Source organism: Pseudomonas bharatica CSV86 (assembly GCF_000319305.2).
GTDB lineage: Bacteria > Pseudomonadota > Gammaproteobacteria > Pseudomonadales > Pseudomonadaceae > Aquipseudomonas > Aquipseudomonas bharatica.
On sequence record NZ_AMWJ02000007.1, the window covers coordinates 262,205 to 286,917 of the forward strand.

Sequence of the window (24,713 nt, forward strand, 5' to 3'; positions counted from 1 at the left end):
TACGCTCCATATCCTCCCCAACAAAACACATAAGCCAGGAGAGACACCATGCGTTACGCACATCCGGGTACCGAAGGCGCAAAGGTTTCGTTCAAGAGCCGCTACGGTAACTACATCAATGGCGAGTTCGTGGCTCCGGTCAAAGGCGAATACTTCACCAACACGTCGCCGGTGAACGGCCAGCCAATCGCCGAATTCCCCGCTCCACTGCCGAAGACATCGACAAGGCCCTGGACGCCGCCCATGCCGCAGCCGACGCCTGGGGCCGCACCTCCGTACAGGACCGCTCCAACGTTTTGCTGAAGATCGCCGACCGCATCGAGCAGAACCTCGAAGTCCTGGCCATCACCGAGACCTGGGACAACGGCAAGGCCATCCGCGAAACCCTGAACGCCGATATCCCGCTGGCGGTGGACCACTTCCGCTACTTCGCCGGCTGCATCCGTGCCCAGGAAGGCGGCGCCGCCGAGATCAACGAAGGCACCGTGGCCTACCACATCCACGAACCGCTGGGCGTGGTCGGGCAGATCATCCCGTGGAACTTCCCGATCCTCATGGCCGCGTGGAAACTCGCCCCGGCCCTGGCCGCCGGCAACTGCGTGGTGCTCAAGCCTGCCGAGCAGACGCCGCTGGGCATCACCGTGCTGGTCGAACTGATCGGCGACCTGCTGCCGCCGGGCGTGCTCAACATCGTGCAAGGCTACGGTCGCGAAGCCGGCGAAGCCCTGGCCACCAGCAAGCGCATCGCCAAGATCGCTTTCACCGGCTCGACGCCGGTGGGTTCGCACATCATGAAATGCGCCGCCGAGAACATCATCCCCTCCACCGTCGAGCTGGGCGGCAAGTCGCCGAACATCTACTTCGAAGACATCATGAAGGCCGAGCCGTCCTTCATCGAAAAGGCCGCCGAGGGCCTGGTGCTGGCATTCTTCAACCAGGGCGAAGTGTGCACCTGCCCGTCCCGGGCCCTGGTCCAGGAATCCATCTATCCGCAGTTCATGGAAGTGGTGATGGAGAAGGTCAAGAAGATCAAGCGCGGCGACCCGTTGGATACCGACACCATGGTCGGCGCCCAGGCCTCTCAGCAGCAGTTCGACAAGATCCTGTCCTACCTGGAGATCGCCGAGAAGGAAGGCGCCGAACTGCTCACCGGCGGCCAGGTGGAAAAACTCGAAGGCAGCCTGGCCACCGGGTACTACATCCAGCCGACCCTGCTCAAGGGCAACAACCGCATGCGCGTGTTCCAGGAAGAGATCTTCGGCCCGGTGGTCAGCGTCACCACCTTCAAGGACGAAGCCGAGGCCCTGGCCATCGCCAACGACACCGAGTTCGGCCTGGGTGCCGGCGTCTGGACCCGGGATATCAACCGCGCCTATCGCATGGGCCGCGGGATCAAGGCCGGCCGCGTGTGGACCAACTGCTACCACCTGTACCCGGCCCATGCCGCGTTCGGTGGCTACAAGAAGTCCGGTGTCGGCCGTGAAACCCACAAGATGATGCTCGATCACTATCAGCAGACCAAGAACCTGCTGGTGAGCTACGACATCAATCCGCTCGGGTTCTTCTAAACCCTTATCGCTGGCAAGCCAGCTCCCACAAAGACCGCGTTCACCGCCACCCTGTGGGAGCTGGCTTGCCAGCGATGAATACGACGCGCTCCCACAGACAAAAACCAGTGCCAAGCGCTCTGGCCCGCTTCCTGCAGCACGCTCACCACTCAAAAAAAGACAACAGGTGACTCCCCATGCCAAGCGATCATTCCGCCGGATCCCCGGCAGGTTCTTCCGTAGATTTCGAAAAGGTCGGTTCCGACTATTTCCAGCAACGTGAATTGAAAAAAGGCGCCGCCGGCTGGGTCCTGCTGGTGGGTCTCGGCGTCGCCTACGTGATTTCCGGCGACTACGCCGGCTGGAACTTCGGCCTGGCCCAGGGCGGCTGGGGCGGGATGTTCCTCGCCACCCTGCTGATGGCCACCATGTACCTGTGCATGTGCTTCTCCCTGGCCGAACTGTCCTCGATGATCCCCACCGCCGGCGGCGGCTACGGCTTTGCCCGCAGTGCCTTCGGGCCTTGGGGCGGCTTCCTCACCGGCACGGCGATCCTGATCGAGTACGCCATCGCCCCGGCCGCCATCGCCGTGTTCATCGGCGCCTATTGCGAGTCGCTGTTCGGCATCGGCGGCTGGATGATCTACCTGGCCTTCTACGTCGTCTTCATCGGCATCCATATCTTCGGTGTCGGCGAGGCGCTGAAGCTGATGTTCATCATCACCGCCGTCGCGGCCATCGCCCTGGCCGTGTTCCTGTTGGCGATGGTGCCGCACTTCGATGCGAAGAACCTGTTTGACATAGCGCCCACCCAGGCAGCCGGCGCCAGCAGCTTCCTGCCGTTCGGCTATGTTGGTGTGTGGGCGGCGATTCCCTACGCGATCTGGTTCTTCCTCGCCGTCGAAGGCGTGCCGCTGGCCGCCGAAGAAACCAAGAACCCCAAGCGCGACCTGCCTCGCGGCCTGATCGGCGCCATGCTGGTGCTGCTCAGCTTTGCCTTGCTGATCCTGGTGATCGGCCCGGGCGGTGCCGGTGCCGAAGCCCTGAAAAGCTCCGGCAACCCGCTGGTCGAGGCGCTGGCCAAGGCCTACGGCGGCTCGACCTGGATGGGCGGCTTCGTCAACCTGGTCGGGTTGGCCGGCCTGATCGCCAGCTTCTTCTCGATCATCTACGCCTATTCCCGGCAGATCTTCGCCCTGTCCCGCGCCGGCTACCTGCCGCGAGCGCTGTCGCAGACCAACAAAAGCAAGGCTCCGGTGCTGGCCCTGATCATTCCCGGGATCATCGGCTTCGCCCTGTCGCTGACCGGCCAGGGCGATCTGCTGATCCTGGTGGCGGTGTTCGGCGCTACGCTGTCCTATGTGCTGATGATGGCCGCGCATATCACCCTGCGCATCAAACGCCCCAAAATGGAGCGCCCTTATCGCACCCCGGGCGGCATCCTGACCTCGGGCGTGGCCCTGGTGCTGGCCTGCATCGCCGTGGTGGCGGGCTTCCTGGTGGATCCGCGGGTAGTGATCGGCGCTGCGATCATTTATGGCGTGCTGATTGCGTACTTCGCCCTGTACAGCCGTCACCACCTGGTGGCCGGCACGCCGGAAGAAGAGTTCGCCGCGATCCAGAAGGCCGAAGAGGCCTTGCACTGACCGAAATACTGCGTCGCCGGTCAAACGGCGGCGCTCTGGAGATTGCACATGGCAAGTTTCGTACATACGGCAGGCCAGCAGACCTACCGCTTCGACAGCCTGAAGGAAGTAATGGCCAAGGCCAGCCCGGCCCGCTCCGGCGACTTCCTCGCCGGGGTCGCCGCCAGCAACGACGGTGAGCGGGTCGCGGCGCAGATGGCATTGGCCGACATCCCCTTGAGCCACTTCCTCAACGAAGCGCTGATTCCCTACGAGGACGACGAAGTCACCCGGCTGATCATCGACACCCACGACAAGCAGGCCTTCGCCGCGGTCAGCCACCTCACCGTCGGCGGCCTGCGCGACTGGCTGCTCAGCGATCACGCCGATGAAGCCAGCCTGCGCGCGCTGGCCCCGGGCCTGACCCCGGAAATGGCCGCCGCGGTATCGAAGATCATGCGCGTGCAGGACCTGGTGCTGGTGGCGCAGAAGATCCGCGTGGTCACGCGTTTTCGCGGCACCATGGGCCTGCGCGGGCGCCTGTCCACCCGCCTGCAGCCCAACCACCCCACCGACGAGCCGGCCGGGATCGCCGCGAGCATCCTCGACGGCCTGCTCTACGGCAACGGCGACGCCATGATCGGCATCAACCCGGCCACCGACAGCATCGCTTCGATCTGCGCCCTGCTGGAAATGCTCGACGCCATCATCCAGCGCTACGACATCCCTACCCAGGCCTGCGTGCTGACCCATGTCACCACGTCTATCGAGGCGATCAACCGCGGCGTACCGCTGGACCTGGTGTTCCAGTCCATCGCCGGGACCGAGGCGGCCAACGCCAGTTTCGGGATCAATCTGAATGTGCTGAAGGAAGGCTATGAAGCGGGCCTGAGCCTGAACCGCGGCACCCTGGGCCAGAACCTGATGTATTTCGAAACCGGCCAGGGCAGCGCGCTGTCGGCCAACGCCAACTTCGGCGTCGATCAGCAAACCTGCGAAACCCGTGCCTATGCCGTGGCCCGGCATTTCAAGCCGTTCCTGGTGAACACCGTGGTCGGTTTCATCGGCCCGGAATACCTGTACAACGGCAAGCAGATCATCCGTGCCGGCCTTGAAGACCACTTCTGCGGCAAGCTGCTCGGCGTGCCCATGGGCTGCGACATCTGCTACACCAACCACGCCGAGGCCGACCAGGACGACATGGATACCCTGCTGACCCTGCTGGGCGTGGCAGGCATCAACTTCATCATGGGCATCCCGGGCTCCGACGACATCATGCTCAACTACCAGACCACCTCCTTCCACGATGCCCTCTACGCCCGCCAGACCCTGGGCCTCAAGCCGGCGCCGGAGTTCGAGGCGTGGCTGGCCCGTACCGGCATCTTCACCCAGGCGGACGGCCGCGTGCGCTTCGGCGACAACCTGCCGCCGGCCTTCCGCCAGGCCCTGGCGCAATTGGGATAAGCGAGCGAACCATGGACAAGCAACCGACGCCCACCGACAACCCCTGGCTGGAACTGCGCCGCCTGACACCGGCGCGAATTGCCCTGGGGCGCACCGGTACCAGCCTGCCGACCCAGGCCCAGCTGGACTTCCAGTTCGCCCACGCGCAGGCCCGAGATGCTGTACACCTGCCGTTCGACCACGCCGGCCTGCGCGAGCAACTGCAGGAACGCGGACGCGATAGCCTGCTGCTGCGCAGTGCCGCGCAGGATCGTCACCAGTATCTGCAACGCCCCGACCTCGGCCGGCGCCTGCATGAAGACTCCGCCGAGCTGCTGCGCGAGCATGCGCGAAGCAATCCGGGGGGCGTGGACCTGGCCATCGTTGTGGCCGATGGCCTGTCCGCGCTCGCCGTGCATCGCCATACCCTGCCGTTGCTCAATCGCCTGGAAGAGCAGATCGCCACCGATGGCTGGTCTACCGCGCCGGTGATGCTGGTGGAGCAGGGCCGGGTCGCGGTAGCCGACGAAATCGGCGAGCTGCTGGGCGCCCGCATGACCGTGATCCTGATCGGCGAACGCCCCGGGCTCAGTTCGCCGGACAGCCTTGGCCTGTATTTCACCTGGAACCCCAGGGTCGGCCTGACCGACGCCTACCGCAACTGCATCTCCAACGTGCGCCTCGAGGGCCTGAGCTATGGCATGGCCGCGCACCGCCTGGTCTACCTGATGCGTGAAGCCTGTCGGCGGCAGCTATCGGGGGTGAATCTGAAGGACGAGGCCCAGGTCCACACTCTGGAAACGGAAACGAACCCGCAGCAAAACGGAAACTTCCTGCTTGGAAATCCTGACTGAGGGCTACTTTTTCGTCGATTGCGCTTTTTTTCCGCTTTAGGCAGCATCTGGGGCGACGGCTGCCCGAGATTCGCCGCCATTCCCTACGAAACACGAGGCCTGCTTATGCGAATCATCCAAGCAACCCTTGAGCACCTGGACCTGCTCGCCCCGCTGTTCGTCAAATACCGCGAGTTCTATGGCGAACTGCCATATCCGGATACCTCCCGCGCCTTCCTGCAAAAACGCCTGGAACGGGGCGAGTCGGTCATCTACCTGGCCTTGCCGGACGATGACGACAGCAAGCTGATGGGTTTCTGCCAGCTCTACCCGAGCTTCTCCTCGCTGTCGCTGAAGCGGGTATGGATTCTCAACGATATCTACGTGGCCGAGGATTCCCGGCGCATGCTGGTGGCCGACCACCTCATGCGCGAGGCCAAGCGCATGGCCAAGGAGACCAACGCCGTGCGCATGCGGGTCTCGACCAGCAGCAACAACGAGGTGGCGATGCGCACCTACGAGTCCATCGGCTTTCGCGAGGACACAGAGTTCAAGAGCTACGTACTGCCGATCAACTAGTCACAAGCACGACACGGACCCTGTGGGAGCTGGCTTGCCAGCGATAGGGCCGGCAAGGGCAATGAGGTTGTCAGATCGGGCCTCATCGCTGGCAAGCCAGCTCCCACAGGGATCAGTGGAACCCGAAAGTCTCCGCACATTCAGCTACAAACTGCGTAAGCAGAATCCCCTCACAGCCGTATAATGCCTCCCTTCAGACTGTGTGAATCGTTACCCAGGCCTGTGGGCAAAAACCTCACACTCCGCACTGCCAGCCATCGCATGCCCGTAAAGCCGGGTCCTGAACAAGGTGCTGTACATGGATTTCAACCCGCTGGACCTCATTCTGCATCTCGATACCTACCTCGATCTGCTGGTCAACAACTACGGTCCCTGGATCTACGCGATCCTGTTCCTGGTGATCTTCTGTGAAACCGGCCTGGTGGTGATGCCCTTCCTGCCGGGCGATTCCCTGCTGTTCATCGCCGGCGCCGTGGCTGCGGGCGGCGGCATGGACCCGGTGCTGCTGGGCGGCCTGCTGATGCTGGCGGCGATCCTGGGCGACAGCACCAATTACGTGATCGGACGAACCGCCGGGGAACGGCTGTTCCGTAACCCCGACTCGAAGATCTTCCGCCGCGACTACCTGCAGCAGACCCACGATTTCTACGAGCGCCACGGCGGCAAGACCGTGACCCTGGCGCGCTTCCTGCCGATCCTGCGCACCTTCGCGCCGTTCGTCGCCGGCATCGCGAAAATGTCCTACCCGCGTTTCTTCGGCTTCAGCGTGGCCGGCACCATCCTCTGGGTCGGCGGCCTGGTGACCCTGGGCTACTTCTTCGGCAACGTGCCGTTCATCAAGCAGAACCTGTCGCTGATGATCGTCGCCATCATCTTCCTGTCGCTGGTCCCGGTGATCATCGGTGTGGTCCGTGGCCGCCTGGGCCGCAGCCAGGCCAAGGCGCACTGACCGGCGATCATGTGGAGCTTCAGCGCCTGGCGTCGGCGCCGCACCCTGGAACGTCATCCGGTCGATCCACAGCTGTGGCAGCAGGTGCGCGAGCGCCTGCCGATCCTCGACGGCATCAGCAACGCGGAAGACCGCTGGCTACGTGAAGCCTGCGTGCTGTTTCTCAGCGACAAGCACCTGACCTGCCTGCCCGGGGTCGAGCTGAACGATGGCGAGCGCCTGTTCCTCGCGGCCCAGGCGCAGTTGCCGTTGCTGCACCTGGGCGCGCTGAACTGGTACCAGGGCTTCCACGAACTGATCCTCTACCCCGACGACTTCCTCAGCCCGCAGCGCCACCGCGACAGCAGCGGCATCGAACACGAGTGGGACGCCGAGCACAGTGGCGAAGCCTGGCAACAGGGCCCGGTGATCATGGCCTGGCCCGGCGTGCTCTCCAGCGGTGGCTGGGAAGGCTACAACCTGGTCATCCACGAGCTGGCACACAAGCTGGACATGCTCAACGGCGACGCCAACGGCTTGCCGCCGCTGCACAACGACATGCGCGTCGGCGACTGGGCCACGGCCATGCAACAGGCCTATGACGACCTCAACGCCCAACTGGACCGCAACCCCGACGCCGAAACTGCCATCGATCCCTACGCAGCGGAAAACCCGGCGGAATTCTTCGCCGTCACCAGCGAATACTTCTTCAGTGCGCCCGACCTGCTGGCCCAGGCATACCCCCAGGTCTACGCCCAGTTGCGCGGCTTCTATCGCCAGGATCCCCTGGCCCGCCTGCAACAGCTGCAGGCCACGCATCCCGGCTACAAAGAAGCCGCGGAGTGAATCGGTCAAGCATCGGGGCGGGCGTGGCAAGGGCCTTGGAATGTGCCTATAATCGCGGCCAATTTTTGGTCAAACACGGGGGCAACGCCCAATGAGCTACAGCAAGATCCCGGCTGGCAAAGACCTGCCGAACGACATCTACGTCGCCATCGAGATCCCGGCCAACCACGCGCCGATCAAATACGAGATCGACAAGGACAGCGACTGCCTGTTCGTTGACCGCTTCATGGCCACCCCTATGTTCTACCCGGCCAACTACGGTTTCATCCCGAACACCCTGGCCGACGACGGTGATCCCCTGGACGTGCTGGTCGTTACCCCGTATCCGGTCGCTCCAGGCTCGGTGATCCGTGCCCGTCCGGTCGGCGTTCTGAACATGACCGACGATGGTGGCGGCGACGCCAAGATCATCGCCGTACCGCACGACAAACTGTCGCAGCTGTACGTAGACGTGAAGGAATACACCGATCTGCCAGCGCTGCTGCTGGAGCAGATCAAGCACTTCTTCGAGAACTACAAGGATCTGGAGAAAGGCAAATGGGTCAAGATCGACGGCTGGGGCAATGCTGACGCCGCCCGCGCCGAGATCAGCAAGTCGGTCGCTGCCTACAAAGGCTAAGTCCGGTTGCGTAAAAAGCCCCGCATTCGCGGGGCTTTTTTATGGGCGCTGGCATGGAAACCATTCGATCAAATGGCCCTTTGCATAATTAGCGAAAATTCCTACAAAAATATGGGCAACTGCTGTAATCGTGCATCCTTCGACTCCCCGAAACATCTCAACTCAATGTTTATAGGAAGCCTTGCGCTTGGGTTCTAGACTCGACGCCCATGAATACTTCCGGTGATCGATTGAAGGCCCTGCTGAGCGAGTGCAACCTGAGCGCTTCGGACTTTGCCGCGCAACGCAAGGTAACCCCCAGCATGTAAACAACTGGTTCCACCGCGGCGTGCCCCAGGCCCGCCTCGATGAAATCGCCGAACTGCTCTGCGTACGGGCCAAATGGCTGCGTACCGGCGAAGGCCCCAAGCACAGCTCGCCGCTACCGCGGGTCAATCGCAGCCGCAACGGCCCGTTGCGCAGTGAACCACCAGAGCACAGTGCCCTGAGTTGCCACGGCGAAAACGACGTCCGCCTGCAGTTCCATGTACTGCGCGCACGCCAGCTCGAGCCCATCGACCAACGCTACCTGCGCCTGCCGCGCCACGCCCTTGACCGCCTCGGTGTCGATCCCGGCCAGGCGATCGCCCTGAGCATGCCCGACTACAACATGACTCCGCTGATTCCCTACGGCGCCCCCCTGGCCATCGACCGCGGCCTGACCCGGGTGGTGGACGGCGAACTCTACGCCGTACTGCACAACGGCCAATTGCGCATCAACAGCCTGAGCAAACGCAGCAACGGCGCCCTGCGCCTGCACAGCCACGACAGCGAGGGTTTTCCCTGCGAGAACTACGGAGTCGGCCAATCCCGCGGCCACCAGCTGGAAGTGCTGGGCTGGGTGTTCTGGTGGGCGCAATATCGCAGCGAAAGGCCGGACTGAAGCGCCGGAGTGCATTTTTTGCTGGGCATTGCGAGTCATTCCCAGTATGCTGTGCGCCACCTCAGCCCTGAGTGCCGCTTGCATCTCACGGGCCGGGCGAGGTCTCACACAGCCCTCGCTCATACGGCACCACCCTGCGGTGCCGTCCAACGATTTGAAGGCGGTTGCGGCTTGCCAAAAGCCAGCCAGAACTGTCCCCGAGAAGCCGGCCACAAGCCGGCTTTTTAATTTCCGTTGTTGCCGCTTCCCTCGCCAACCCGCCTGACCCCCGTCAGCGCCAGAAACGAATTCATCTGCCCATACGGCGCTCGATATACCCCCAACGCATTCAGGTACTTCACGCTGATCGCCGCCAGTTCCCAGGCCATGGGTTCGTCGTCGATGGAGAACGCCTGCTCCGAGACGAACAGGTCCAGCCCGGTGAGATCACCCAGGGCCTTGAGCGGCGCTGATCGTTCACGGTGCCGGGGCAGCAACGTTTCGTTGCTCCAGGCCCAGCGCCAGGTGTTTTCATTGCCGGCATGGCTGCCGATGGGAATGACATCCGCCTCGACCACCTTGTTGTCGTCGAGGTCGTACATTTCCAGTAGACCGGCCTCCTGGTCGAACGACCATCGGGCGTGACCGGCGAGGTGGTGCTCGGTTTCGAGCAGTTGCTGTTTTTCCTTGAGTTCGTCCTTGGCAGACCGCAGGAAGCGGTCGAAATGTTCGTTGATCATGAGATTTCCTGAACGCTGCGGATGGCGTGGCCGGAACGATCAAGAGTAGCCGCGATTCGCCAGACCGCGGCAAATACACCTCACCCCCGCGGGGACGGCGGCGGCAGCAGCTCCAGTACGCGATCGCGGCCGCCCTCGGCCACCAGGTAAGTGCCACGCCCGGTAGCCACGATGGATTGCGGCGCCTTGAGGAAGGACAACACCGTGCGTTGCTCGCCCTGCGGATCCACCAGCAGCAGGCGGGCGCGGTGGGTGGAGTCCTCGCTTATCCACAGGCCACGCTGGTCACACATCAGGAAGGTGGGCTGGTTGAGGCCACTGAGAATCACCGGGTCGCTGCGGTCCTCGGTCAACTGGCGGACCAGGCCGGTTTCCTTTTCGCTGTACAGCAGGCGGCCATCGCTGCAACGGGTAATCGACTCGGTTTCAGTGAGACCATCCCTCAGCACGGTCAGCGAGCCGTCACTCCAGCGGTAGCGCATCAGGCGACCGTCACCCTTGCGATCCTCGATGGCGTAGAGATCCTCGCCGTCGTTCCACAGGCCCTGGACATTGTTGCCACTGAACAACGGCGTTACCTGGCCGTCCTTGAACAGGCTGACCGGCGCGTTGCCTACTTCCTGGCTGAACACCCAGCCACCGAGCGCGGGGTCATGCCGTCGGGCTTGGACAGCCCGCCCACCAGGGTTTCGCGCTGGCCGTCGGGCTGGATGCGCACGATGCTGCCTTTGCTGCCTCGCAATTCCTGGCTGATCAGCAACGAGCCATCCGGCAAAGGCGCCAGGGACGCCGCCTTGGGCACGGCGCGGTAGACGACCTGGAAGCTCCAGTCGCCAGAAGCCTGCACCGGGTAGAAGCTTTGCCAGGCAAAGAAACCCAGCGCGGCGAGGACCAGCACAGCGCCGGCAAGCACTAGCTGACGCAATACAGAGAAGCTTCGAGTCATGGATCAGACCGCCGTCAGGTGTTCATAAAGGATGGCCGCGCCCACCAGCATCAGTACCACGCCACCGGCGATCTCGGCGCGCTTGCCGACGACCGCGCCGAGCACGCGACCAAGCATCACGCCGACAGTGACCATCACACAGGTAGCCATGCCGATTGCCGCTGCCGCGACCAGTATGTTCACGTCGACGAAGGCCAGGCCCACGCCCACCGCCATGGCATCGATGCTGGTGGCGAACGCGGTCACGGCAAGGATTAAGAAGGAATGCTGGCTGGCTTTTTCTTCGGCTTCGTCTTCGTGCTTGAGACCGTTGTAGATCATGTGAAGGCCAAGTGCCAGTAGCAGGCCGAATGCGATCCAGTGGTCCCAGTTTTCCACGTATCGCACCGCTGCCTGGCCGATGCCCCAGCCGACGACGGGGGTGATGGCCTCGATCACACCGAAGATCAGGCCGGTGCGCAGGGCTTCGCTGAAGCGCGGTTTATGCAGGCTTGAGCCTTTGCCGATGGCGGCGGCAAACGCATCGGTGGACATCGCCATGGCGAGGAAGAAAAGGGAAATCGGGTTCACGGTTTCTATCCAGTCGGGCTATGAGTCAACGACGCAACCACACGCCCGACTCCAGGCATGGTTGCATCGTTGGTCTCGCCAACCAGAAGGTGTTCACGCCACGGCTGCTGCCGAGAATGTTGACGCGAACGCTCATGACCAAGGGTCAGGAGCAGGCTACTCCCCAACAAGGGTGGCCAATATAGTGGCCCGGATGTGAAAAAAACATCAACCGAAAACGACTTTTCCTACATCAAGGCGTCTGGACGGGCCTCATCGCTGGCAAGCCAGCTCCCACAGGGATCGCGTACACCACTGAAACCGTGGGAGTCCGCCCAGCCTTTCAGGCTGCGCTGTCGCGCAGAGAACAGTTCCAAAGCACGACGCGTACCCTGTGGGAGCGGGTTCACCCGCGATTGCGGTAGTGAATTCACAATAGCAATCGCGGGTGAACCCGCTCCCACAAGGTCCCTGCAAATCAAAGAGTTATGTTTTGTTCTATGAGAATTGGCTTGCCGGCGATGAGGCCCTCAAGAAAACATCAGAGGTTCTGGTCGAGGAAGGTCACCACAGTCCCCATGCACGCCACCCGCTCTTCCACGTGCGGCATATGGCTCGAGTTCTCGAACAGCGCCCAGCGAATCCCCGGGATCAGGTCCAGGTATGGCTTGACCACCAGCGGCGTGGCTTCGTCATAGCGCCCGGAAATCAGCAGGCTTGGCACGTTGATGCGCGGCAGGCGATCAACGATGGTCCAGTCCTTGGTGCTGCCGATCACGTGGAATTCGTTCGGCCCGGTCATGGCGTGGTACACGGTGGGGTCGGCGTCGACCTGGGCGAAGGTCCGCGCCACTTCGTCCGGCCAGGGGTTGAGGCGGCAGACATGACGGTCGTAGAAGACCCGGGTCGCGGCGATGTAGTCGGCGGCGGTGAAGTCACCAGCGGCCTCGTGGCGCAGCAGGGTGTCCTGCACGTCCTGCGGCAGTTCCTCGCGCAGGCGGTTGGCTTCCTTGACCCAGGTGCGCATGTCTGCCGGCGAGTTGGCGATCACCAGGCAGCGCAGCCCGGCCGGGCGCCGTACCGCGTGCTCGCTGGCGAGCATGCCGCCCCAGGACTGGCCGAGCAGCGCGTAGCGGTCGCGAATGCCCAGATGGTCGAGCAGGTTGTCGAGTTCTTCGAGGAACAGGCTCACGGTCCAGAATGACGGCGGCATGTCCGGCAGATGGGTCGAGCGCCCGTTGCCGAGCTGATCGTAGTGGATGACCGGGTAGCCACCGGCCGCGACATCCTTGTAGGCATCGACGTAGTCATGGGTACAACCCGGGCCGCCATGCAGGATGACCAGCGGGGTGCGCCCGCACTCCAGGTCACCGGTGACGCGATACCAGGTCTGATAACTACCGAAAGGGGCAAAGCCTTCACGCGATTTGATGAGTTCCATTTCATCGGGCTCCGTGCGGATCGTAGGGCATACCATAGCCGCCACGTGCCTCGGGCATAACTAGAGAATTCTCTAGGTTTTCGCGATTTTTCCGCTATCAGTCCTCTAAAAGCCGGTAATGCACGGCACGGGCTACCGCCTGGACACGATTCCTGGCACCCAGCTTGTGCATGGCCGAGGTCAGGTGCAGGGAGATGGTGGCCAGCGAGCGGTTCAATTGCTCGGCGATCTGCGCCGCCGTCAGGCCCTCGGCGGCCCAGCGCAGGCACTCGCGTTCGCGGCGGGTCAGGCGGATGACCTGCGGCGAGCATTCCTTGTCGAGCAAGGGGTAGGCGGCTTCCTGGAGCGCGTGGGCGACCAGACTGAAGTCAGCGAGATGCTCGCGGGCCTCGTCGAGGTCACGCCTGCTGGTCTGCGGGCGCAGGCCGGTGAGGGTGGCGAAGCCGCCGCGAGGCAGGTGGATCGGCACGGTCACGCCACAGGCCAATTGCGCATCCTGCAGATAGCCGACCACCGGCGCATGCCGACTGTCGATGAAACGCTGGAGGATGGTGTCGCCCTTGGGCTGGTAGGACCAGACGAACGGCGAAATGCTCGTCAGCGCAAGGTGCTGCACCGGATCGATCTGGTAATAGCCTTCGGCGCACCAGAGGTCCTGCCAGTCCTGCGGGGTGTTGCGCACCCGCAGGATCGCCGGGGTGATGAGTTCGCCGACGTGGTCCAGTGGAACGGGACTGTAGTCATAGACCAGGGCTTCGAAGCCCAGGTCCGCTGCCACGTCGGCAACGCGGTCCATCTGCTCGTCCAGGCTCCTGCCAGACAACAGACGATGGTCGAGATCAGCCAGTTTGGCCTGCATTCCTTGCACTCCTGCGTGTTACCCCTGTTGGATTTCCATCTTGAAGTCCGACAAGTAGAATGCCACGGCCCGGCGCCGGACTGCCACCACAAACCTATAGGAAATACTAGCTTGTGGGCACTGCCGTCTCCTGCGCAGGGTATAGCTGCAAGCCAATGCCAACAGGAGAGTAGCGATGTGGCGTGAGATGCAACCTGACCAGCAGTTCGACGTGACGGTCGATGGCCACAATCTCGTGGTGTACAGCTATGGTGAAGGCGACGAGGTGCTGCTGCTCCTCAACGGCGGCCCCGGGCTACCCTGCGATTACCTTCGCGAGGCCCATTCGTGGCTCAAGGACAAGGGTTTGCGCGTGGTCACCTTCGACCAGCTGGGAACCGGCAAGTCCGCCCGCCCCGAAGACCCGTCCCTGTGGAACATCACCCGCTACGTTGCCGAAGTGGAAACCGTGCGCCAGGCCCTCGACCTCGGCCGTGTGCACATGCTCGGGCATTCCTGGGGCGGCTGGCTGGCGATCGAGTACGCCATCCATCATCCGCAGGCACTCAAGAGCCTGATCCTGGAAAACACCGTCGGCGATATCCCGCACCTGTCCAGCGAGCTGGAACGCCTGCGCGGCGCCCTTGGCAGCGAAACCGTGGCGATGATGCAGCGTTTCGAGGCCCTGGGGCAGCTCGACCATCCGCAGTACCAGGCCGCGATCACCCTGCTCAACTATCGGCATGTCTGCCGCCTCGATGAATGGCCGGCGCCGATCAAGCGCTCGCTGGGCGACTGGAACATGGGCCCGTACACCGCCATGCAGGGGCCCAACGAGTTCCTCTATATCGGCAACCTCAAGGACTGGAACCGGCTCAAGGAAATGGGCGACTTCAACATGCCGGTGCTGATCACCACCGGGCAGCACGACGAACTCACCCCGGCCTGCGCCATGCGCATGAAGCTGGCCCTGAAAGACGCCGAACTGCATGTGTTCCCCAACAGCAGCCATATGCCGTTCTACGAGGAACCCGAGGCGTACTACCCGGTATTGCTGGACTTCCTGCAGCGCTACCGGGGTTGATCGATGAACCTGGCGCGCTACCGCTTCGTCCTGACCCGCCCGCTGCAACTGCTCCCGGTATTGCTGGGCATCAGCCTCATCACCTTCGTGCTGGTGCGCTCGATCCCCGGCGACCCGGCGCGGGTACTGCTCGGCGCGCGCAGCACGCCGGACGCGATCCAGAAGATCCGCGCCCAGTTCGGCCTGGACGAGCCGATCTGGGTGCAATACCTGTATTTCCTGAAGAACCTGCTCAACGGCGACCTGGGCCAGTCCCTGCTGTATCGGGTCGATGCGCTGAAGCTGATCGCCACGCGGATCGAGCCGACCCTGATGCTGGTGTTCGGCAGCGTGCTCCTGGCATTGCTGATAGCCGTGCCGCTGGCGACCCTCGCGGCGCGCAACAAGGGCGGCTGGATCGATAACCTGATCCGCGTGTTCACCACGGCCGGGCTCGGGTTGCCGGCGTTCTGGCTGGGCTTGATGCTGATCCTGCTGTTCAGCGTGCATTGGGGCCTGTTCCCGGTTTCCGGCTATGGCCGGGGGTGGCCGGAAAAACTTCACCACCTGGTGCTGCCCTGCCTGACCATCGCCCTCGCGCTGTCGGCGGTACTGGTGCGCAACCTGCGCGCCAGCATGCTGGTGGAAATGCAGTCCGACCAGGTCACCGCCGCCCGCGCCCGCGGTCTCTCCGAGAACGCGGTGTTCCGCCGCCACGTGCTGCCCAACTCGATGGTGCCGACGGTCAACCTGCTGGCCGTCAACATCGGCTGGCTGATCAGCGGCACCGTGGTCATCGAAAGCCTGTTTTCCCTGCCCGGCATCGGCCAGTTGCTGGTGCGCGGCATTTTTACCCGCGACTACATGGTGGTGCAGGGCGTGGCCATGGTGCTGGCCTGTGCCACGGTAGCGGTGAACTTCATCGCCGATATCGTCACCACGGCCATCGACCCGCGGGTGAAGATCCAATGAGCAGCCCCAGCATCGCAATCCCGAGCCGCTGGCGCCTGCGCTGGAACCTGGGCGATGGCCGCCTGACCCTGTATTTCGGCCTGGCCATCGTTCTTGGCTGGGGCCTGCTCGCCCTCCTCGCTCCATGGGTCGCCCCCTACGACCCGCTGCTGCAGAATGGCGACCTGCGCCTGATGGCACCGAGCCTGGCGCACCCTTTCGGCACCGACAACTTCGGCCGCGACATCCTCTCCCGGGTCATCTGGGGCGCACGCATCGATTTGCAGATGGCCCTGGTCGGGGTGATCTTCCCCTTCCTGCTCGGCACCTGCATCGGCGCCATCTCCGGCTATATCGGCGGACGCCTGGACGCAGTGTGCATGCGCCTGATCGACATCGTCCTGGCCTTCCCCTTCCTGGTCCTGATGCTGGCGATCATGGCGATCCTCGGCCCCGGACTGGGCAGTTTCTATATCGCCATGGCCCTGGTCGGCTGGGTCTCCTATGCGCGGCTGATCCGCTCGCAGATCCTGATCCTCAAGGAAAGCGATTTCGCCCTCGCCGCCCGCAGCCTCGGCTTCAGCCACCGGCGCATCCTTTTCGGGCACCTGATGCCCAATGCCCTGTTCAGTTCGGTGGTGTTCTGCATGTCCGACGCGGTGCTGGTGCTGCTCAACGGTGCGGCGGTCAGCTACCTGGGCCTCGGCGTGCAGCCGCCCACCGCCGAGTGGGGCACGATGGTTGCAGAAGGTCAGAGCTTCATCACCAGCGCCTGGTGGATCTGCACCTTTCCGGGCCTGGCCGTAGTGACCCTGGCGATGGGCTTCAGCCTGCTCGCCGACGGTGTCGCCGAACGCCTGGGAGACCGCTCATGAGCACGCCGCTGTTGCAGGTCGAGGACCTGAGCGTGATCGTTCGCAATGATCAACGCGATGTTGCCGTGGTCGATCGCTTGTCCTTCAGCCTTGGCGAAGGCGAGATCCTCGGCCTGGTGGGCGAATCCGGCTCGGGCAAGACCATGGCCTGCCGCGCCCTGATGCGCTTGCTGCCCTCGCCGAAACTGCGCGTCGAAGGCACGGCGGTGCGCCTGGACGGAACCGACCTGCTGCAACTGGACGATGCCGGCATGCGCCGCATGCGTGGCCGCGAACTGGGGATGATCTTCCAGAACCCGAGCAGCCACCTCGATCCACTGATGCGCATCGGCGAGCAGATCGCCGAGGGCATCCGCCTGCACCAGGGAGCCTCGCGCCGGGAAGCGCGGACCGAGGCCATCGAGGTGCTGCGCCAGGTCGGCATTCCCGACCCGCAATCCCGGGTGGACAACTACCCGCACGAATTCTCCGGCGGCATGCGCCAGCGGGCGATGATCGCCGTGGCCCTGGGCTGCAATCCGAAGGTGCTGATCGCCGACGAGCCGACCACGGCGCTGGATGTCACCGTGCAGGCGCAGATCCTCCGGCTGCTCCTGGACCTGCGCGACCGCCGCGGCCTGTCGATGATCCTGATCAGCCACGACCTCGGCGTGGTCGCCCAGACCTGCGACAGCATCGCCGTGATGTATGCCGGACGCTTATGCGAGCACGGTAGCAAGATGCAGATCCTCAAGCGCCCGCAACACCCCTACAGCGCCGGCCTGCTCGCCTGCCATCCGGCGGCGGACAGCGGCCAGCGCCTGATGAACACCATCGGCGGGCAACCACCGCTGCTCGGCGACATGCCCGCGGGTTGCCGCTTCGGCACACGCTGCGGCCTGGCATCGCCGATGTGCCGCGAGCACTTGCCACAGTTGCGCGAGATTTCGCCCGGTCACCGCCTGGCCTGTCATACACCGCTGCTGCACGGAGTCGCCTCATGACCACGCTGTTGCAGGTCAACGACCTGCAGGTGCAATTTCCCGCCGCTGGCAGCGGCCTGTTCAGCCTGCGTCCGCGCAAGGTCAGCGCGGTCAATGGTGCGTCGTTGCACCTGGCCGCCGGGGAAACCCTCGGCCTGGTGGGCGAGTCCGGCTGCGGCAAGAGCACCCTGGCCCGGGCCATCCTGCACCTGAACCCGGTGGCCGGCGGGCAGGTTCTCTTCGACGGCATCGACATGGCCCAGGGCAGCCAGGCCGATATCGCCCGCCTGCGCCACGAGACCGCGATGATCTTCCAGGACCCGTACACCGCCCTGAATCCGCGGCAGCGCATCGGCGACATCATCGCCGAGGTACTGCGGGTGCAGCGCAAAGTGCCCGAGGCACAGGTACCGGCACGGGTCGCCGAACTGCTGAGCCTGGTCGGCCTGCGCCCGGAACTGGCCGAGCGCAAGCCGCGCTCGCTGAGTGGCGGCCAGTGCCAGCGGGTCGGCATCGCCCGCGCCCTGGCGGTGGAACCGCGGCTGATCATCGCCGACGAATGCGTCGCCGCCCTCGACGTGTCGATCCAGGGCCAGATCATCAACCTGCTGCTGGAACTGCGCGAGCGCATGAACCTCGCCATGCTGTTCATCACCCACGACCTCACCGTGGTTCGCCGCCTGTGCGACCGGGTGGCGGTGATGTACCTCGGGCGCATCGTCGAGGAAGGCCCGGTGCACGAGGTCTTCGACGCGCCACGCCACCCCTATACCGCTGCACTGATCCAGTCCATCGCCGATATCGACCCGGCCCGCCGCCTGCCCGAGCAACCGCTGCCGGGCGAGCCGCCGAGCCCGCTGCACCTGCCCACCGGCTGCGCCTTCCATCCCCGTTGCACGCGCGCATTGCCGGCCTGCCGGGAAAGCACGCCGCCGACCCATTCCCTGGGTACACGACGCCATACCTGCGTCCACCCGGAGCCGCTGTCCTGACCTAACGTCCTTTCATCAAATGGAGCTTGAGCATGAAACCCGGAGCATTGAAGTTACTCACCGCCGCCCTGCTGGCCGCCAGCGCCCTGACCACCGGCGTCGCCCACGCCGCAGGGGTGCTGACCATCGGCTGCCGTGAGGAAAGCACCACCTTCGACCCGATCAAGACCGCGCAGAACCGCGACAACTGGGTCTTCGCCAACGTCTACGACGTGCTGGTGCGGGTGGACAACAGCGGCACCAGGCTGGTCCCCGGCCTGGCGGAAAGCTGGGTCATCTCCGACGACGGCCTGACCTACACCTTCAAGATCCGTCCCGCGAAGTTCTCCGACGGCTCGCCATTGACCGCCGAGGACGCCGCCTTCTCCCTGCTGCGCATTCGCGATAACCCCGGCTCGCTCTGGGCCGACTCCTACAAGATCATCGACACGGCCGTCGCCAAGGATCCCCACACCCTGGTGGTGACCCTGCACAGCAAATCGGTGCCCTTCCTCGCGCAACTGGCCACGGCCAACGTATCCATCGTGTCCAAGGCAGCCATCGAAAAGCTCGGCGAGGAGGAATACGCGCAGAATCCGGTGGTATCCGGGGCATTCAAGGTCAAGGAGTGGCTGCGCGGCGACCGCGTGATCCTGGAAAAGAACCCGCAATACTGGGAAGCCGACAAGGTCAGCCTGGATGGCGTCGAGTGGATCTCCATCCCGGATGACCGCACGCGCATGCTCAAGGTCCAGGCCGGCGAGCTGGACTCGGCCATCTTCGTGCCCTTCTCCCAGGTCAACGACCTGCAGAAGGACAAGAAGGTCACCGTCCACATCGACCCGTCGACCCGCGAAGACCACCTGCTGATCAACCACGAGAAAGGCCTGCTGGGCAAACAGGAAGTGCGCGAGGCCATCGACCTGGCGATCGACAAGAAGGCCCTGGTGGAAACCGTCACCTTCGGTCATGGCGAGCCGGCCTATTCGTACATTCCCAAGGGGCGCTGTACCACAACGCCAACAACCTGCAGCGCCCCTACGACCCGGCCAAGGCCCGCGAACTGCTGAAGAAGGCCGGGGCCGAAGGGCTCAAGGTCAATTACGTGGTCAATGCCGGCAACGAAGCCGACGAGCAGATCGCCGTACTGGTGCAGAAGCAACTGGCGGATGTCGGCATCACAGCCAACCTGCAGAAGGTCGATCCGACCCAGAGCTGGCAGATGCTGGTGGACGGCGACTACGACCTGTCGGTGATGTACTGGACCAACGACGTGCTCGACCCCGACCAGAAGACCACCTTCGTGCTCGGGCATGACAGCAACCAGAACTACATGACCCGCTACAGGAACGACAAGGTCAAGGACCTGGTGGCTGCGGCGCGGGTCGAGACCGATCCGGTCAAGCGCGGCCAGATGTACGAAGAACTGCAGAAACTGGCCAAGCAGGACGTGCACTGGATCGACCTGTACTACAGCCCGTACATCAACATTTCGCGCAGCAATATCCAGAACTTCCTGCAGAACCCGCTGGGGCGCTTCACCCTGGAAGAGACGGTGAAGCTGGAGCCTGGCGTGAAAACCGCGCAGAACTGAGTCGTGCGCTCGGCCTTACCGCTGGAATGCCGGCGGTAAGGCCGTCGCCATGCGACCAAAGAACCTGCCACCAATTTGCCCCGGATGCCCTGCTCTGCTAGTGTCGCGCCGTTCAGAACCGCCACCGAGACAGACGCCATGGCCCGAAAAAAAGCCGCCATCGATTTCGAGCAATCCCTCGCCGACCTGCAAGCCCTTGTCGAGCGCCTGGAGAACGGCGAGCTGTCGCTGGAAGACTCGCTGACCGCCTTCGAGCAAGGCATCCGCCTGACCCGCGACTGCCAGGGCGCCCTGACCCAGGCCGAACAGAAGGTGCAGCTCCTTCTGGAACGCGACGGCGAACTGGCCGCAGAGCCCTTCGACGCGGAACAGGCGGAATGATCCGCGCCTACCAGACCGCCTGCCAGGCACGGGTCGATGCTGCCCTGGAGCCGCTGTTCCAGGCGCCTTCGGTGGAACTCACCCGGCTCTACGAAGCCATGCGCTACAGCGTGATGAACGGCGGCAAGCGCGTCCGTCCGTTGCTCGCCTATGCCGCCTGCGAAGCCCTGGGCGGCACAGCCGAACAGGCCAATGGCGCGGCCTGCGCGGTCGAGCTGATCCATGCTTATTCGCTGGTGCATGACGATCTGCCGGCGATGGACGACGACGACCTGCGGCGTGGCCAGCCGACTACCCACAAGGCCTTCGACGAGGCCTGCGCGATCCTGGCCGGCGATGGTTTGCAGAGCCTGGCGTTCAGCGCCCTGCTCGACCCGCGCCTTAGTTCGCAGAGCGATGCCACCCGGCTGGCCATGGTGCAGACCCTGGCCAAGGCGGCCGGGCCTGCCGGCATGGTCGGCGGCCAGGCCATCGACCTCGGTTCGGTAGGCCTCAAGCTGGACCAGGCCGCTCTCGAATTCATGCACCGGCACAAGACCGGCGCGCTGATCGAAGCCAGCGTGCGCCTCGGCGCCCTGGCCAGCGAACGCGCTGGCGACGCCGAACTCAAGGCCCTGCAGCAGTATGCCCAGGCCATCGGCCTGGCCTTCCAGGTGCAGGACGACATCCTCGACGTGGAAAGCGATACCGCCACCCTGGGCAAGCGCCAGGGCGCCGATATCGCCCGCGACAAACCCACCTATCCCGCGCTGCTCGGGCTCGACGCGGCCAAGGCCTATGCCCTGGAACTGCGCGACCAGGCGATCGACGCCGTGCGTCCATTCGACGCAGCCGCCGAACCGCTGCGGGCGCTGGCGCGCTACATCGTCGAACGCCGCAACTGAGCGGTGCCCCAATCGCTGGCAAGCCAGCTCCCACAGAGACTGCATGCACCGCCTGACCTGTGGGAGCTGGCTTGTCGGACCGCCGCACCGCAGCGATGAGGCCCTGACAGTCACCCACAAAATGTGCAGTCTCTCCCCAATGGGGTAAACTGCCGCGTCTTCAAACCTATAACGACTCGCCTGATGCCCACGACGTTTCAAGAGATCCCACGCGAACGCCCGGTCACGCCGCTCCTGGACCGTGCCGCCACGCCTGCCGGTTTGCGGCGCCTGGCCGAAGCCGACCTGGAGAACCTGGCCGACGAACTGCGCCAGGAGCTGCTCTACAGCGTCGGCCAGACCGGCGGTCACTTCGGTGCCGGCCTGGGCGTCATCGAGCTGACCATCGCCCTGCACTATGTCTTCGACACCCCGGATGACCGCCTGGTGTGGGACGTCGGGCACCAGGCCTATCCGCACAAGATCCTCACCGGTCGCCGCGAGCGCATGAATACCCTGCGCCAGAAGGATGGCCTGGCCGCCTTCCCGCGACGCAGCGAGAGCGAATACGACACCTTCGGCGTCGGTCATTCCAGCACCTCGATCAGCGCTGCCCTGGGCATGGCCATCGCCGCCCGCCTGCGCAACGAGGCGCGCAAGTCCATCGCGGTGATCGGCGACGGCGCCCTGACCGCCGGCATGGCCTTCGAGGCGTTGAACCATGCCCAGGAAGTCAACGCCGACATGCTGGTCATCCTCAACGACAACGACATGTCGATCTCGCGCAATGTCGGCGGGCTGTCCAACTACCTGGCCAAGATCCTCTCCAGCCGCACCTACGCGAGCATGCGCGAGGGCAGCAAGAAGGTCCTGTCGCGGCTTCCCGGCGCCTGGGAAATCGCCCGCCGCACCGAGGAATACGCCAAGGGCATGCTGGTCCCCGGCACCCTCTTCGAAGAGCTGGGCTGGAACTACATCGGCCCGATCGACGGCCACGACCTGCCGACCCTGATCGCTACGCTGCGCAACATGCGCGATCTCAAGGGCCCGCAGTTCCTGCATGTAGTAACCAAGAAAGGCAAGGGCTTCGCCCCGGCCGAGGTCGATCCGATCGGCTACCATGCCATCACCAAGCTGGAACCGCTGGATGCCCCCGCCGCCGCGCCGAAAAAGGCCGGCGGACCAAAGTATTCCGCCGTGTTCGGTCAATGGCTGTGCGACATGGCCGCCGCCGACGAGCGCCTGGTGGGCATTACCCCGGCAATGAAGGAAGGCTCCGACCTGGTGGCCTTCAGCGAACGTTATCCACAGCGCTACTTCGACGTGGCCATTGCCGAGCAACATGCGGTGACGCTGGCCGCAGGCATGGCCTGCGAGGGCTCCAAGCCGGTGGTGGCGATCTACTCGACCTTCCTCCAGCGCGCCTACGACCAGTTGATCCATGACGTCGCGGTACAGAACCTCGACGTGCTGTTCGCCATCGACCGCGCCGGCCTGGTGGGCGAAGACGGCCCGACCCACGCTGGCAGCTTCGACCTGTCCTACCTGCGCTGCATCCCCGGCATGCTGGTGATGACCCCGAGCGACGAGAACGAACTGCGCCGCATGCTCAGCACCGGCCACCTGTACAACGGCCCGGCGGCGGTGCGCTACCCGCGCGGCAGCGGCCCGAATGCGCCGATCGAAGACAGCCTGGATCCGCTGGAAATCGGCAAGGGCGTGATTCGCCGCCAGGGCAGCAAGGTCGCCTTGCTGGTGTTCGGCGTGCAACTGGCCGAGGCACTGAAGGTTGCCGAAACACTGAACGCCACGGTGGTGGACATGCGCTTCGTCAAGCCACTGGACGAGGCACTGGTGCTGGAGCTGGCTGGCAGTCACGACCTGCTGGTGACCATCGAAGAGAACGCCATCATGGGCGGCGCCGGTGCGGCGGTGGGCGAGTTCCTGGCTCGCGAAGCCGTGCTCAAGCCTTTGCTGCACCTGGGGCTGCCGGACGTGTATGTGGAGCATGCCAAGCCGGCGCAGATGCTCGCCGAGTGCGGGCTGGATGCCGCGGGGATCGAAGCTTCGGTGCGCAAGCGCATGGAGCTTCTGGGCCTGTAAGGGCCTCATCGCTGGCTTGCCAGCGATTGCCGTGTATCTTCCGTGCATCAGGCCAATTGGCGGGGAAGACGGTAGAGATACAGGATGACCACGCTGGAGATCGCCAGCAGGATCTGCGGCACTGCCTCCAGACCGACGAACACCGACAGCGCGGCGACCCAGGCCGGCAGGCAGGCGAACAGCATGCCCAGGCGGCGAACCCTGGCCAGTTCGATCCAGGCAGCAGGTTCGGCCTCGCTATCGAGCGCCTTGCCGGTGGCGATCAGGGCGTGCTTGTACACGCCGAAACGCGGCAGGGTCAGGAACATCGAAGCAATGCCGCCAATGAACATCGGCATGGCCAGGACCGGGATGAGCGGGTCCATGCCACCGAAAGCCCAGGCGAAGACAATCAAGGGCGCCAGCGCCACCGCCAGGTATTGCCACCAGGCCAGGGCCAGGCGAGTCCGTACCTGGCTGCGGGTCACGCGCGACCGGCCTCGCCCTGGTGCTCGTTGCCCATCATGTGGCCGAGCTTGCCGGCCTTGGTGGCCAGGTAGTGCTTGTTGTGCGGGTTATGCCCGGTATGCAGCGGCACGCGCTCGGCAACGACGATACCCATGTCGGTCAGCGCCTTGACCTTGCGCGGGTTGTTGGTCATCAGGCGCAACGAACCAACGCCCAGGTGTTCCAGCATCGGCCGGCACATGCCGTAGTCGCGCTGGTCGGCGGCAAAGCCCAGGCGCTCGTTGGCCTCGACCGTGTCGGCACCGCCGTCCTGCAACTCGTATGCGCGGATCTTGTTCAGCAGGCCGATGCCACGGCCTTCCTGGCGCAGGTAGAGCAGTACGCCGCGCCCTTCCCGGGCGATGGCTTGCAGGGCTGCTTCAAGCTGCGAACCACAATCGCACCGCTGGCTGAACAGGGCATCGCCCGTCAGGCATTCGGAATGCAGGCGGCCCAGCACCGGCTGGCCGTCGGCGACATCACCGAGGCTGAGCACGACGTGCTCGCGGCCGGTGGCTTCGTCGAGAAAACCGTGCATGGTGAAGGTCGCGAAAGGAGTAGGCAGCTTGGACGCAGCAACGAAAACGACGGGCACCTTGTGCTCCTGAATATGCATGAAAATTGACGTG

General features: G+C 64.2%; 21 protein-coding genes, 4 pseudogenes and 1 riboswitch. Of the genes and pseudogenes, 18 read left to right on the forward strand and 7 right to left on the reverse strand.

Translation table 11 applies throughout. The features are described 5' to 3' along the window. Nucleotides 1–48 precede the first annotated feature (48 nt). The 9 genes and pseudogenes from exaC to CSV86_RS30780 all read left to right on the forward strand — a co-directional run bounded on the left by exaC (nt 49) and on the right by CSV86_RS30780 (nt 9,342). Nucleotides 49–1,568, forward strand: a pseudogene (gene exaC / locus CSV86_RS30740) (acetaldehyde dehydrogenase ExaC). Between the two features lie 176 nt (nt 1,569–1,744). Beyond that, entirely contained in the window at nt 1,745–3,193 is a 1,449-nt protein-coding gene (gene eat, locus CSV86_RS30745; RefSeq protein WP_009397403.1) for an ethanolamine permease, read from the forward strand. Between the two features lie 48 nt (nt 3,194–3,241). After that, a complete protein-coding gene (locus CSV86_RS30750; protein ID WP_009397405.1) occupies nt 3,242–4,636 on the forward strand; it encodes an ethanolamine ammonia-lyase subunit EutB in 1,395 nt (464 codons plus the stop codon). An 11-nt stretch (nt 4,637–4,647) separates the two neighbouring features. Next, the gene (gene eutC / locus CSV86_RS30755) at nt 4,648–5,469 is read left to right on the forward strand and encodes an ethanolamine ammonia-lyase subunit EutC (RefSeq protein WP_009397407.1); all 822 of its coding nucleotides are present in this window, start codon (nt 4,648–4,650) and stop codon (nt 5,467–5,469) included. Between the two features lie 105 nt (nt 5,470–5,574). After that, nucleotides 5,575–6,027, forward strand: a complete 453-nt coding sequence (locus CSV86_RS30760; protein WP_009397409.1) for a GNAT family N-acetyltransferase — start codon at nt 5,575–5,577, stop codon at nt 6,025–6,027. A 298-nt stretch (nt 6,028–6,325) separates the two neighbouring features. Next, entirely contained in the window at nt 6,326–6,976 is a 651-nt protein-coding gene (locus CSV86_RS30765; protein ID WP_009397411.1) for a DedA family protein, read from the forward strand. A 9-nt stretch (nt 6,977–6,985) separates the two neighbouring features. After that, the gene (locus tag CSV86_RS30770) at nt 6,986–7,801 is read left to right on the forward strand and encodes a M90 family metallopeptidase (RefSeq protein ID WP_009397413.1); all 816 of its coding nucleotides are present in this window, start codon (nt 6,986–6,988) and stop codon (nt 7,799–7,801) included. Nucleotides 7,802–7,892: 91 nt separating this feature from the next. Continuing rightward, nucleotides 7,893–8,420: an inorganic diphosphatase gene (gene ppa, locus CSV86_RS30775; protein ID WP_009397414.1), complete on the forward strand. Its 528-nt coding sequence runs from the start codon at nt 7,893–7,895 to the stop codon at nt 8,418–8,420. A 209-nt stretch (nt 8,421–8,629) separates the two neighbouring features. Continuing rightward, nucleotides 8,630–9,342, forward strand: a pseudogene (locus CSV86_RS30780) (LexA family transcriptional regulator). A gap of 224 nt (nt 9,343–9,566) precedes the next feature. Here the strand turns inward: CSV86_RS30780 and CSV86_RS30785 are convergent. From CSV86_RS30785 to CSV86_RS30805, 5 genes and pseudogenes are all read right to left on the reverse strand, one after another. Then, nucleotides 9,567–10,061: a DUF6882 domain-containing protein gene (locus tag CSV86_RS30785; protein ID WP_009397420.1), complete on the reverse strand. Its 495-nt coding sequence runs from the start codon at nt 10,059–10,061 to the stop codon at nt 9,567–9,569. A gap of 80 nt (nt 10,062–10,141) precedes the next feature. Beyond that, nucleotides 10,142–11,007, reverse strand: a pseudogene (locus CSV86_RS30790) (SMP-30/gluconolactonase/LRE family protein). Between the two features lie 3 nt (nt 11,008–11,010). Continuing rightward, nucleotides 11,011–11,577 carry a manganese efflux pump MntP gene (gene mntP / locus CSV86_RS30795; protein ID WP_009397423.1) on the reverse strand — a complete coding sequence of 189 codons (567 nt, stop codon included), beginning with the start codon at nt 11,575–11,577 and terminating at the stop codon, nt 11,011–11,013. 3 nt (nt 11,578–11,580) lie between these two features. Then, nucleotides 11,581–11,749: riboswitch (yybP-ykoY riboswitch) on the reverse strand. A 348-nt stretch (nt 11,750–12,097) separates the two neighbouring features. After that, entirely contained in the window at nt 12,098–12,997 is a 900-nt protein-coding gene (locus tag CSV86_RS30800; RefSeq protein ID WP_009397424.1) for a proline iminopeptidase-family hydrolase, read from the reverse strand. A gap of 97 nt (nt 12,998–13,094) precedes the next feature. Next, entirely contained in the window at nt 13,095–13,856 is a 762-nt protein-coding gene (locus CSV86_RS30805; protein ID WP_009397425.1) for a LuxR family transcriptional regulator, read from the reverse strand. A 175-nt stretch (nt 13,857–14,031) separates the two neighbouring features. Between CSV86_RS30805 and CSV86_RS30810 the strand changes: the two genes are divergently transcribed. The 9 genes and pseudogenes from CSV86_RS30810 (at nt 14,032) to dxs (ending at nt 23,598) form a co-directional block, all read left to right on the forward strand. Continuing rightward, a complete protein-coding gene (locus CSV86_RS30810) occupies nt 14,032–14,919 on the forward strand; it encodes a proline iminopeptidase-family hydrolase (protein ID WP_009397426.1) in 888 nt (295 codons plus the stop codon). A gap of 3 nt (nt 14,920–14,922) precedes the next feature. Then, complete coding sequence (locus CSV86_RS30815) at nt 14,923–15,870, forward strand: ABC transporter permease (protein ID WP_009397427.1); 948 nt, start codon at nt 14,923–14,925, stop codon at nt 15,868–15,870. Next, nucleotides 15,867–16,724, forward strand: a complete 858-nt coding sequence (locus tag CSV86_RS30820; protein ID WP_009397428.1) for an ABC transporter permease — start codon at nt 15,867–15,869, stop codon at nt 16,722–16,724. Before CSV86_RS30815 ends, CSV86_RS30820 begins: the two co-directional genes overlap by 4 nt. After that, nucleotides 16,721–17,707, forward strand: a complete 987-nt coding sequence (locus CSV86_RS30825) for an ABC transporter ATP-binding protein (RefSeq protein ID WP_009397429.1) — start codon at nt 16,721–16,723, stop codon at nt 17,705–17,707. The genes CSV86_RS30820 and CSV86_RS30825 overlap by 4 nt, the downstream gene beginning before the upstream one ends. Next, nucleotides 17,704–18,678 carry an ABC transporter ATP-binding protein gene (locus CSV86_RS30830; RefSeq protein ID WP_009397430.1) on the forward strand — a complete coding sequence of 325 codons (975 nt, stop codon included), beginning with the start codon at nt 17,704–17,706 and terminating at the stop codon, nt 18,676–18,678. The genes CSV86_RS30825 and CSV86_RS30830 overlap by 4 nt, the downstream gene beginning before the upstream one ends. 32 nt (nt 18,679–18,710) lie before the next feature. Next, nucleotides 18,711–20,251, forward strand: a pseudogene (locus CSV86_RS30835) (ABC transporter substrate-binding protein). A 138-nt stretch (nt 20,252–20,389) separates the two neighbouring features. After that, nucleotides 20,390–20,632, forward strand: coding sequence for an exodeoxyribonuclease VII small subunit (locus CSV86_RS30840; RefSeq protein ID WP_009397432.1), 243 nt, complete (start codon nt 20,390–20,392; stop codon nt 20,630–20,632). After that, the gene (gene ispA, locus CSV86_RS30845; RefSeq protein WP_009397433.1) at nt 20,629–21,516 is read left to right on the forward strand and encodes a (2E,6E)-farnesyl diphosphate synthase; all 888 of its coding nucleotides are present in this window, start codon (nt 20,629–20,631) and stop codon (nt 21,514–21,516) included. Before CSV86_RS30840 ends, ispA begins: the two co-directional genes overlap by 4 nt. Before the next feature lie 183 nt (nt 21,517–21,699). Next, nucleotides 21,700–23,598, forward strand: a complete 1,899-nt coding sequence (gene dxs, locus CSV86_RS30850; RefSeq protein WP_009397434.1) for a 1-deoxy-D-xylulose-5-phosphate synthase — start codon at nt 21,700–21,702, stop codon at nt 23,596–23,598. A 47-nt stretch (nt 23,599–23,645) separates the two neighbouring features. Here dxs and CSV86_RS30855 read toward each other — a convergent pair whose 3' ends face one another. Further along, complete coding sequence (locus CSV86_RS30855; RefSeq protein WP_009397435.1) at nt 23,646–24,065, reverse strand: hypothetical protein; 420 nt, start codon at nt 24,063–24,065, stop codon at nt 23,646–23,648. Further along, entirely contained in the window at nt 24,062–24,679 is a 618-nt protein-coding gene (ribA, locus tag CSV86_RS30860; protein ID WP_009397436.1) for a GTP cyclohydrolase II, read from the reverse strand. The genes CSV86_RS30855 and ribA overlap by 4 nt, the downstream gene beginning before the upstream one ends. Between the last annotated feature and the right edge of the window lie 34 nt (nt 24,680–24,713).

Bases quoted from the DNA above. Each gene is read 5' to 3' on its own strand.
- CSV86_RS30825 (WP_009397429.1), top strand. From the start codon at position 16,721: ATGAGCACGCCGCTGTTGCAGGTCGAGGACCTGAGCGTGATCGTTCGC.
- CSV86_RS30770 (WP_009397413.1), top strand. From the start codon at position 6,986: ATGTGGAGCTTCAGCGCCTGGCGTCGGCGCCGCACCCTGGAACGTCAT.
- CSV86_RS30810 (WP_009397426.1), top strand. From the start codon at position 14,032: ATGTGGCGTGAGATGCAACCTGACCAGCAGTTCGACGTGACGGTCGAT.
- CSV86_RS30805 (WP_009397425.1), bottom strand. From the start codon at position 13,856: ATGCAGGCCAAACTGGCTGATCTCGACCATCGTCTGTTGTCTGGCAGG.
- ispA (WP_009397433.1), top strand. From the start codon at position 20,629: ATGATCCGCGCCTACCAGACCGCCTGCCAGGCACGGGTCGATGCTGCC.
- CSV86_RS30815 (WP_009397427.1), top strand. From the start codon at position 14,923: ATGAACCTGGCGCGCTACCGCTTCGTCCTGACCCGCCCGCTGCAACTG.
- CSV86_RS30750 (WP_009397405.1), top strand. From the start codon at position 3,242: ATGGCAAGTTTCGTACATACGGCAGGCCAGCAGACCTACCGCTTCGAC.
- dxs (WP_009397434.1), top strand. From the start codon at position 21,700: ATGCCCACGACGTTTCAAGAGATCCCACGCGAACGCCCGGTCACGCCG.
- CSV86_RS30800 (WP_009397424.1), bottom strand. From the start codon at position 12,997: ATGGAACTCATCAAATCGCGTGAAGGCTTTGCCCCTTTCGGTAGTTAT.
- ppa (WP_009397414.1), top strand. From the start codon at position 7,893: ATGAGCTACAGCAAGATCCCGGCTGGCAAAGACCTGCCGAACGACATC.
- CSV86_RS30820 (WP_009397428.1), top strand. From the start codon at position 15,867: ATGAGCAGCCCCAGCATCGCAATCCCGAGCCGCTGGCGCCTGCGCTGG.
- eutC (WP_009397407.1), top strand. From the start codon at position 4,648: ATGGACAAGCAACCGACGCCCACCGACAACCCCTGGCTGGAACTGCGC.
- CSV86_RS30785 (WP_009397420.1), bottom strand. From the start codon at position 10,061: ATGATCAACGAACATTTCGACCGCTTCCTGCGGTCTGCCAAGGACGAA.
- CSV86_RS30765 (WP_009397411.1), top strand. From the start codon at position 6,326: ATGGATTTCAACCCGCTGGACCTCATTCTGCATCTCGATACCTACCTC.
- CSV86_RS30840 (WP_009397432.1), top strand. From the start codon at position 20,390: ATGGCCCGAAAAAAAGCCGCCATCGATTTCGAGCAATCCCTCGCCGAC.
- eat (WP_009397403.1), top strand. From the start codon at position 1,745: ATGCCAAGCGATCATTCCGCCGGATCCCCGGCAGGTTCTTCCGTAGAT.
- CSV86_RS30830 (WP_009397430.1), top strand. From the start codon at position 17,704: ATGACCACGCTGTTGCAGGTCAACGACCTGCAGGTGCAATTTCCCGCC.
- CSV86_RS30760 (WP_009397409.1), top strand. From the start codon at position 5,575: ATGCGAATCATCCAAGCAACCCTTGAGCACCTGGACCTGCTCGCCCCG.